We start from the raw sequence: 8783 nt of genomic DNA, 5'->3' as shown, positions 1-8783 counted from the left end.
CCGCACCCCCCGCACCCGCCCCACCTTCACGACGTACCGGCTCAACACCCCGCCACACCCGCACTGTCAGACCACCCGCCTACCCTTGGGCGGGCGTGAGGGAAGAACCGCACGCACAGGGCACTGTCAGACCAGCCGCATACCCTCGGGCGGGCGTGAGGGAAGAACTGGACACGACTGGACACGAGAGGGGAACAAGAGGGCACGAACGGGCCGGACGGTCCAACCCCCGAACCGCCCCGCCCACACGCTCACCCACCCCACAACCACGCCCACCCAAACCCCGCCACCCTCACGCACCCACGCCAGGGTTACGGGTAGTGAGGGGTACCGTCCCTCCCACCGTCGCGTACCTTTCAGCGTGTACACACCTCTGACCTGGCCAACTACGCACACCCCGGGCCAGATTCGAGGGCATGACCGCACCCTCCACGCCACACCCGCTCCCCCCGCCCGTCACCGTACGTGTGTTCAGTCAGCGTTTCAGCTCCACCCCGCTCGGGGCGCGGCTGGCGCGGCACCTCACGATCGTGCAGCTCCACTCCTGGGGTGTGCCGCAGACCGCCACCGTCTGCGACGCCGCCGCCGTCGTCGCCGAACTGGCGGCGAACGCCGTGACCCACGGCCGCGTGCCCGGACGGGACTTCGAGCTGCGGCTTTCGCTCCTCGGGCAGTCCATCCGGATCGAGGTCTCCGACGCCCTGGGGCGGCGCCCGCCCGGTCCGGAGCAGGTGGGCGCGATGCCCGTACCCGAGGGGGAATCCGGGCGGGGGCTGCTGCTCGTCGACATGCTGGCGGACCGGTGGGCGGTGCTGGACCGGGTGCCGGTCGGCAAGACGGTCCGCGCCGAACTCGATCTGTCCGGCTAGCGGCTGCGGCTTTTTCCGGACAGATCCCGCTTCTTCTCCTCCCTTCGGCCGGGAAGAAAGCGACAATGCACCCAAGGCCGGGAGGGGGTGCCGCGGCATGGTTGCGGAGCGTGGTTTCCGCCGGGATCCGATCGGCTTCGTCGAAAGGGCTGCCCGAGCCCACGGGGCTCCCTTCCGATTACCCGGTGGGGCGTTGTGCGTCGCCGATCCCGGGAACGCGGTGCAGGTGCTCCGGGACAACGGCCGGCGGTACGAGGAGGTCACCGAGTTTCTGCGGCCCCGCGGTGGGCGGCTTGCCGACCCCGTGACGCAGGTGGCCGTGGGGCGTGCGGCGCGGCGGGTGCTGCGGGCCCGACTAGCCGGCCGCGAGAACCTGTTCGCGCAGGTCGTCGCGGGGTTGGGCGAGGATTCAAGGTGGCCGCACGCCGGTCACGTGATGGTGCACGATGCCCTCGCCGACGTGCTGCTGCACCCGGACAGCAGCCCGCGGCTGCGTCACCTCATGGCACGGTGCGTCCGCCGGCACGACGTTCTGATCCGCTCGTCCAACCCCCCGGCCCGGGTGCCGCAGCACCTGCTGCGCGCACGGCTGAACCGTGCGGTGGCCGAAGAGGTGCGGATACGCCGGCGGGCGGACAGCGCCACCGGTGTGCGCCCGGCGGCGCCGAAGGACCTGCTGGAGGCGGTCCGTACGGCGACGCCCGCGGACACCGACGCGCTGGAGATCGCCGGCGCATACGTCCAGTTGTTCCGCACCAGCGTGGCCCCCGTCGCCCATGTCGTCGCGTGGACGCTGCTGCTCGCCGCCCACGCCGGGGTCGACCTCGCCGCCGTACGCCCGGACCGGGCCGTGCGCGAAGCCCTCCGCCTCTGGCCCGTCGCCTGGCTGCTCACCCGTACAGTACGGCTGCCCCACGAGGTGGCGGGCACCGCGGTGGCGCCCGGGGAGACCGTCGCGGTCTGCGTGTACCTCCTGCACCGGAACGAGGACGTCTGGCCGGAGGCGAACCGCTTCCGGCCCGACCGCTGGGCCCACGACACCGCCCGCGGGGCGTTCCTGCCCTTCGGCGCCGGGCCGCGCGCGTGCACGGGCGGCTCGATCGCCCTCGACGTGGCGAACGCCCTGGTGGCCGCCCTCTCCCACGGGTCCCGTCTCGTCGTGCACGGCGGCTCGGCCCGCCCGCGGGTGCAGGGGATCATCACCCCGCCCGACTTCCGGCTGTACCGCCGGGCGACCATCGCGTCCTCCGCTCAGGCGGTCGTTTCGAGCGACGACGGGAGGTGAGGAGCATGCGCAAGTTCATCCGGCGTCTTCAGAACGTGACGGCCAAGCAGGCATGGCGCATCTGGTGAGGTGAAAGACCTGGCCGCGCTCCGCAGAGGGGCGCGGCCGGCACAGTCAGGGGCATCTCATGAAGGACGTACGGGTCCGTCTCGCGGCTGCCGCCGACCGGGCCGTCCTGGAAAGACTGTGGCTGATGTGCTGTCACGACATGACGGAGTTCGGCGGCCAACTGCCCGACCCCGACGGGACATTCCAGAGCCGAACGATACGGACGGCGTTGACCGACCCCGGCTGGATCCCCTACCTCCTGACGCTGCGCGGGCGCCCGGCCGGACTTGCGCTCGTGGAAGTCCTGTCCGGCCCGACGCACGTGCTGAGCGCGTTCTTCGTGGTGCGCGGGGCACGGAGATCGGGGGTCGGGCTGCGTGCCGTGCGGCAGGTCGTGTCCCGACACCCGGGGCCGTGGGAGGTCGCCTTCCAGGACGGCAACCCCGCCGCGGGCTGCTTCTGGCGCCGTGTCGCCGCCGAGGTCGCCGGCGATGCCTGGGTCGAGGAACGCAGGCCCGTGGCGGATCGGCCCGGGGCGCCGCCCGACGTCTGGATCTCGTTCGACGCCCGTGCGTGACGCTACGGCTGGTGCCGCTTCGGGTCGGTGCGCACGTGGGTACGTACGCCCTGCATGTCGAAGAGGATCAGCAGCTCGACCGTCCCGCCGTCGGCACTGCCCGGCCAGTGCGGCACGGAGGTGTCGAACTCGGCGGCCTCGCCGGGCGGCAGCGTCAGGTCGCGCCGGCCGAGGACCAGGCGCAGGCGGCCGTTCAGGACGTAGGGCGAGCGGGAGCAGTAGTTCCAGGGTCGCGCGGCGCTGGCCGTTCTCCAGCCGGGACAGAGCGCTCTTCGACACGCCGGTCGTCGCGGCGAGGTCGGCGAGGGTGATGCCGCGCTCGCGGTGCAGCGTGCGCAGGCGGGGGGCCCACCGCGTCGAGCACGTCCGCCGTCGATCCGCCGTCCACGGGACGAGCTTGCCACAACCGCAAGAAACCTCGCGGTCGGCGGGCCGCCCGCCGACACTGAGCGCACACCCGCAGCCCGCTGCCCGCTGCCCGCTGCCCGCTGAGAGGAGCGCCACCATGGCCACCGCATCCCACCGCAGGGACACCCCGCCGCCCCGTACCGGAGCCACGGAGGCCGAGACGCTGCGCGGGTTCCTCGACTACCTGCGCACGTCGATCGCCGCGAAGGTCGAGACCGCGCCGGAACCGCAGGTGCGGACGGCGGGAGTCCCGTCGGGTACGAACCTGCTGGGCCTGCTGCACCACCTCACGTACGTCGAGCGCGCGACGTTCCTGGGCGAACGGGTCACCGACTGGCCGTCGACGTTCGAAGCCCCGGCGGCGTCGGCGGTGGCGGAGATCGTCGCGGGTTACCGCGAGGCGATCGAGGGCGCGAACCGGGTCCTGGACGGCTGCACGGACCTGGGCGCGCAGGTACCGGGACGGGGCGGGAAGGCGCCGAGCGTACGCTGGGCGCTGACGCACATGATCGAGGAAACGGGCCGCCACGCGGGCCACGCGGACATCCTCCGCGAACACATAGACGGCGCCACAGGCCGCTGACCGGAGCGCGGCGCGGGGCGGGTTGAGGGCAGGGCGCTCGTGGGCGAGCGCTCAGGCGGCGGTGACGTCGATGCAACGTCGTCACGCCCCGGTCGAGGCGGACCGGATCAACGTCTACGAGCGGTGGGAGACCGACGAGGACCTGCTCCGCTTCCGCGGCACCGGCCCGGACGCCGAACAGTCCGTCCGCATCCTCGACGCCGAGGTGCACAAGTACCGCATCTCCGGCATCGAAGCCCCGTAGCGGAAGGCACGCCCGCGGCCCGCGACATCCGCACACCCGCACGCAGGGTGACGACCCGACACGGTGTGTCATCACGTATGGGAGTATGGGTTCATGGGTATGGTGAGCCATATGAAGACCACCGTCGACATCTCCGACGCGCTGCTGACCGAGGCGCGCCGGACGGCCCGGCGCAAAGGAACCACCCTGAAGGCCCTCATCGAGCAGGGCCTGCGCGCCGTCCTGGACGAAGAGGCCGACCGCGCCGCCTTCACTCTGCGGGACGCCAGCGTGACGGGCGACGGGCTGCAGCGGGACGTGCGCGGGGCGAGCTGGGACGAGATCCGCGACCTCGCCTACGGGGACCGGGCGTGATCGCCCTCGACACCAACGTCCTCGTCTACGCCCACCGCGCGGACAGCCCGTTCCACGACGCGGCCGCGGCCGCCGTGCGGGGGCTCGCCGAGGGGTCGGCCCCGTGGGCGCTGCCGTGGCCGTGTCTGCACGAGTTCTTCTCCGTCGCCACCCACCCGCGCATCTACCAGCCGCCGAGCACCACCGAGCAGGCGCTGACCCAGATCGACGCCTGGCTCCAGTCCCCCACCGCCGTCCTCCTCGCCGAGGGCACCGGGTACTGGCCCGTGCTCCGCGAGGCGCTGGAGCAGGGCAAGGTCGCCGGGCCGATGGTGCACGACGGGCGGGTCGCCGCACTGTGCCGGATGCACGGCGTACGGGAACTCTGGTCCGCAGACCGTGACTTCAGCCGGTTTCCCGGTGTCCGGGTGCGCAATCCCCTCCAGGGGTGACGCCCGTACCCACCCCCGCTCCCGTCCCTACGAGTCCAGGATCGTCGTCAGCAGTTCCCCCACCCACGCCAGCAGTTCGCGGCCCTTCAGCGGCTGGGCACCCAGCTGCTTCGGCTTCGGGCGGTCCACCAGGATCTGGTTCAGCGCCGGCTTCACCACCGCGCCCGGGTACAGCCGCTTCAGGCGCAGTTCCTGCGACTCCCGCAGCGTCACCGGGCTGAAGCGGATGCGGGTGCCCTGCAGGGTGATGTCCGCGACGCCGCAGGCGCGGGCCAGCATGCGCAGGCCCGCGACCAGCAGGAGGTTCTCGACCGGCTCCGGGAGGGGGCCGTAGCGGTCGGTGAGTTCCTCGCGGACCGCGCGGATGTCGTCTTCCGACGTCACCGAGGCGATCGCGCGGTACGCCGCCAGGCGCAGCCGTTCGCCCGGGGCGTAGTCGTGCGGGACGTGGGCGTCGACCGGCAGCTCGATCTTGACCTCCGGCGGCGGCGCCTCCGCTGCTCTTCCGTCGGCTCCCCCCATCGTCGCGCGGTAGTCGGCGACGGCCTCGCCGACCATCCGGACGTACAGGTCGAAGCCGACGCCCGCGATGTGGCCCGACTGCTCGCCGCCCAGCAGGTTGCCCGCGCCGCGGATCTCCAGGTCCTTCATCGCCACGTACATGCCGGCGCCCATCTCCGTGTGCTGCGCGATGGTGGCGAGCCGTTCGTGCGCGGTCTCCGTCAGCGGCTTCTCCGGCGGGTACAGGAAGTACGCGTAGCCCCGCTCGCGGCCGCGGCCCACGCGCCCGCGCAACTGGTGGAGCTGCGAGAGGCCGAAGGTGTCGCCGCGCTCGACGATGAGGGTGTTGGCGTTGGAGATGTCGATGCCGTTCTCCACGATCGTGGTGGAGACCAGCACGTCGAACTTCTTCTCCCAGAAGTCGACCACCACCTGCTCCAGCGCCGATTCCGACATCTGCCCGTGCGCCGTGGCGACCCGCGCCTCCGGCACGGCCTGCCGCAGCCGGGCGGCGGCGCGGTCGATGGACTCCACCCGGTTGTGGATGTAGAAGACCTGGCCCTCGCGGAGCAGTTCGCGGCGGATGGCGGCGCCGATCTGCTTCTCCTCGTACGGGCCGACGAAGGTCAGCACCGGGTGCCGCTCCTCCGGCGGGGTGGTGATCGTCGACATCTCGCGGATGCCGGTGACCGCCATCTCCAGCGTCCGCGGGATGGGGGTGGCGGACATCGTCAGCACGTCGACGTTGGCGCGCAGCTTCTTCAACTGCTCCTTGTGCTCCACGCCGAAGCGCTGCTCCTCGTCCACGATGACCAGGCCCAGGTCCTTGAACCGGGTGTCGGACGAGAACAGCCGGTGCGTGCCGATGACGATGTCCACCGAGCCCTCGCGCAGTCCGTCGAGCACGGCTCTGGCCTCGGTGTCCGTCTGGAATCTGGACAGCGCCCGCACCACCACGGGGAACTGCGCGTACCGCTCGGAGAACGTGCCCATGTGCTGCTGCACCAGCAGCGTCGTCGGTACGAGGACGGCGGCCTGTTTGCCGTCCTGCACCGCCTTGAACGCCGCCCTGACCGCGATCTCCGTCTTGCCGTACCCGACGTCGCCGCAGACGAGGCGGTCCATGGGGATCGGCTTTTCCATGTCCTCCTTGACCTCGGTGATGGTGGACAGCTGATCCGGCGTCTCCACGTACGGGAACGCGTCCTCCAGCTCGCGCTGCCACGGGGTGTCCTCCGCGAAGGCGTGGCCGGGGGCGGCCATGCGCGCCGAGTAGAGCTTGATGAGGTCGGCGGCGATCTCCTTGACGGCCTTCTTCGCCCGGGACTTGGTCTTCGCCCAGTCGGAGCCGCCCAGCCGGTGCAGCGTGGGGGCCTCGCCGCCGACGTACTTGGTGACCTGGTCGAGCTGGTCGGTGGGGATGTACAGCCGGTCACCGGGCTGGCCACGCTTGGCGGGGGCGTACTCCACCAGCAGGTACTCACGGGTGGCGCCCTGGACTGTGCGCTGCACCATTTCCAGGTACCGGCCGACGCCGTGCTGCTCGTGCACGATGTAGTCGCCGGCCTGGAGGGTCAGCGGGTCGATCTGCTTGCGCCGCCGCGCGGGCATCCGCGCGCCCTCGCGGCCGGCGGCCTTCTGCCCGGACAGGTCGGTCTCGGTGAGCACCGCGAGGCGCAGGCCGGGGGCGACGAAGCCGTGGTCCAGCTCGCCGCAGGAGACGTGCACGACGGACGGCGCGAGGGTGTCGGGGGCGAGGTCGGCGTCGAGGCGGGCGGCGATGCCCTCGCCGCCCAGGACCTCGGCGGTGCGCTGCGCAGGGCCGTGGCCCTCGGTGAGGTAGACCACGCGCCAGCCGTCGGCAAGCCAGCCCTTGGTGTCGGCGAGCGCGCGGGCGGTGTCCCCCCGGTACACCTCCGGGGCGTTCAGGCCCAGCTCCAGGGATGGGGCCTCCCCGGGCCCCCAGGGCCCAGGGGACTCGTCCTCAAGCTCGGCGTCCGCGGAGAAGGGGCTGACCGACCACCACATCATGCCCAGCTCGCGCGCGTGCTCGCGGACGTCGGCGATGCCCCACAGCGAGGCCCGGCCCAGCAGCTCCAGGTCGATCGGCGCCTCGCCGCCGCCCGCGGAGGCGGCCCAGGACGCCTGGAGGAACTCCTGTGACGTGGCGACCAGGTCCGCGGCGCGGGTGCGCACCCGCTCGGGGTCGCAGGACACCGCCATGCTGCCGGCCGGCAGCACGTCGAGCAGCAGCTCCATGTCGTCGACGAGGACGGGCGCCAGGGACTCCATGCCCTCCACCGCGATGCCCTCGGCGATCTTCCCCAGCATCTCGCCGAGCTGCGGGTGGCGGACGGCGAGGTCGGCGGCCCGGGCCCGTACGGAACCGGTCAGCAGCAGCTCGCGGCACGGCGGCGCCCACAGGCCGTGCTCGGCTACCTCCAGGGAGCGCTGGTCGGCGACCTTGAAGTAGCGGATCTCCTCGATGTCGTCGCCCCAGAACTCCACCCGCAGGGGATGCTCCTCGGTGGGCGGGAACACGTCGAGGATCCCGCCGCGCACCGCGAACTCGCCGCGCTTCTCCACCAGCTCCACCCGGCTGTACGCAGCCGCCCCCAGCGCCTGCACCGTCTCTTCCAGGTCGGCGGTCCGGCCGCTGCGCAGCGCCACGGGCTTGAGGTCGCCGAGCCCCTTGACCTGCGGCTGGAGCACGGAGCGTACCGGTGCGACGACGACGGAGACCGGGCCGGTGGCCGCGTCGTCGGGGTCCGGGTGGGCCAGGCGGCGGAGCACGGCGAGGCGGCGGCCGACGGTGTCGGAGCGGGGCGACAGCCGCTCGTGCGGCAGGGTCTCCCAGGCCGGGTACTCCACCACGGCGTCCTCGCGGCCCGGCGGCATCAGCGAGCGCAGCGCGGCGGCCAGGTCCTCGGCCTCGCGGCCGGTGGCGGTGACGGCGAGCACCGGGCGCCGGGTACGCGCGGCGAGCGCCGCGAGCGCGAAGGGGCGGGCGGCGGGCGGGCCGACGAGGTCGACCTGCGGCCGCGCGCCGCCTTCCGCGGCGGTCACCGCCTCGGCGAGTGCGGGGTCGCGGACGACGGCGTCGAGCAGGCCGTGCAGGCTCATGGGGCATCCGCTCCGGGTGGCTGGGTGCTGGGTGGATGGGCAGGCGGCCGGCGCCGCGGGCAACGCGAACAGCCCGAGGCGGCGAACGCCCCGGGGGTCTCCAGCGTACGACGCCCCGCCGACACCTCGCGCCCAGGCAGCCAGACGGCCACCACGGCTCCGCACCCGCCGGCCCGGCCGCCCCGGCCGCAGCACCGCCCGGCGCCCTCGCCCGGCGCCCGGACCGCCCCCGGGCCCGTACCCCCGCCCGGCCCGCGCCCCCAGCCAGAAGCCGCAGGTGCCGCCGTGGAACCCCGACCTCCGGGCCGTACCGCCCCCGCGCTCCCCTAAGGGCCCGCCCCCGCCGGAAAGCAGGGGCCG

General features: G+C 73.0%; 8 protein-coding genes and 1 pseudogene. 7 read left to right on the top strand and 2 right to left on the bottom strand.

Going from position 1 to position 8783, the window contains the following annotated elements; translation table 11 throughout:
- Positions 1 to 416: 416 nt before the first annotated feature.
- From ABGA99_RS31740 to ABGA99_RS31730, 3 genes are all read left to right on the top strand, one after another.
- Positions 417 to 869: an ATP-binding protein gene (locus ABGA99_RS31740; RefSeq protein WP_347581801.1), complete on the top strand. Its 453-nt coding sequence runs from the start codon at positions 417 to 419 to the stop codon at positions 867 to 869.
- 220 nt (positions 870 to 1089) lie between these two features.
- The gene (locus ABGA99_RS31735) at positions 1090 to 2154 is read left to right on the top strand and encodes a cytochrome P450 (RefSeq protein ID WP_347581802.1); all 1065 of its coding nucleotides are present in this window, start codon (positions 1090 to 1092) and stop codon (positions 2152 to 2154) included.
- Between the two features lie 127 nt (positions 2155 to 2281).
- Positions 2282 to 2779: a GNAT family N-acetyltransferase gene (locus ABGA99_RS31730; protein ID WP_347581803.1), complete on the top strand. Its 498-nt coding sequence runs from the start codon at positions 2282 to 2284 to the stop codon at positions 2777 to 2779.
- 2 nt (positions 2780 to 2781) lie between these two features.
- Here ABGA99_RS31730 and ABGA99_RS31725 read toward each other — a convergent pair.
- Positions 2782 to 3167, bottom strand: a pseudogene (locus ABGA99_RS31725) (XRE family transcriptional regulator).
- A 117-nt stretch (positions 3168 to 3284) separates the two neighbouring features.
- On the opposite strand from ABGA99_RS31725, the gene ABGA99_RS31720 reads away from it, so the two are divergent.
- The 4 genes from ABGA99_RS31720 (at position 3285) to ABGA99_RS31705 (ending at position 4799) form a co-directional block, all read left to right on the top strand.
- Complete coding sequence (locus ABGA99_RS31720; protein ID WP_347581804.1) at positions 3285 to 3770, top strand: DinB family protein; 486 nt, start codon at positions 3285 to 3287, stop codon at positions 3768 to 3770.
- Between the two features lie 70 nt (positions 3771 to 3840).
- The gene (locus ABGA99_RS31715; protein WP_347581805.1) at positions 3841 to 4014 is read left to right on the top strand and encodes a hypothetical protein; all 174 of its coding nucleotides are present in this window, start codon (positions 3841 to 3843) and stop codon (positions 4012 to 4014) included.
- A gap of 111 nt (positions 4015 to 4125) precedes the next feature.
- Positions 4126 to 4368: a DUF2191 domain-containing protein gene (locus ABGA99_RS31710; protein WP_234380423.1), complete on the top strand. Its 243-nt coding sequence runs from the start codon at positions 4126 to 4128 to the stop codon at positions 4366 to 4368.
- The gene (locus ABGA99_RS31705) at positions 4365 to 4799 is read left to right on the top strand and encodes a TA system VapC family ribonuclease toxin (RefSeq protein WP_347581807.1); all 435 of its coding nucleotides are present in this window, start codon (positions 4365 to 4367) and stop codon (positions 4797 to 4799) included. The genes ABGA99_RS31710 and ABGA99_RS31705 overlap by 4 nt, the downstream gene beginning before the upstream one ends.
- Before the next feature lie 27 nt (positions 4800 to 4826).
- Here ABGA99_RS31705 and mfd read toward each other — a convergent pair whose 3' ends face one another.
- Positions 4827 to 8423, bottom strand: coding sequence for a transcription-repair coupling factor (mfd, locus tag ABGA99_RS31700; protein WP_347583994.1), 3597 nt, complete (start codon positions 8421 to 8423; stop codon positions 4827 to 4829).
- Positions 8424 to 8783 lie beyond the last annotated feature (360 nt).

It is taken from the genome of Streptomyces sp. B5E4, from assembly GCF_039871555.1.
In the GTDB taxonomy this organism is placed as follows: domain Bacteria; phylum Actinomycetota; class Actinomycetes; order Streptomycetales; family Streptomycetaceae; genus Streptomyces.
The sequence above is the reverse complement of the archived record's forward strand: the minus strand, read 5'-3'. Positions and strand labels throughout refer to the sequence as shown.

Excerpts from the sequence above, each read along its gene's own strand:
- ABGA99_RS31730 (WP_347581803.1), top strand. The coding sequence starts at position 2,282 with ATGAAGGACGTACGGGTCCGTCTCGCGGCTGCCGCCGACCGGGCCGTC.
- ABGA99_RS31715 (WP_347581805.1), top strand. The coding sequence starts at position 3,841 with ATGCAACGTCGTCACGCCCCGGTCGAGGCGGACCGGATCAACGTCTAC.
- mfd (WP_347583994.1), bottom strand. The coding sequence starts at position 8,423 with ATGAGCCTGCACGGCCTGCTCGACGCCGTCGTCCGCGACCCCGCACTC.
- ABGA99_RS31740 (WP_347581801.1), top strand. The coding sequence starts at position 417 with ATGACCGCACCCTCCACGCCACACCCGCTCCCCCCGCCCGTCACCGTA.
- ABGA99_RS31720 (WP_347581804.1), top strand. The coding sequence starts at position 3,285 with ATGGCCACCGCATCCCACCGCAGGGACACCCCGCCGCCCCGTACCGGA.
- ABGA99_RS31710 (WP_234380423.1), top strand. The coding sequence starts at position 4,126 with ATGAAGACCACCGTCGACATCTCCGACGCGCTGCTGACCGAGGCGCGC.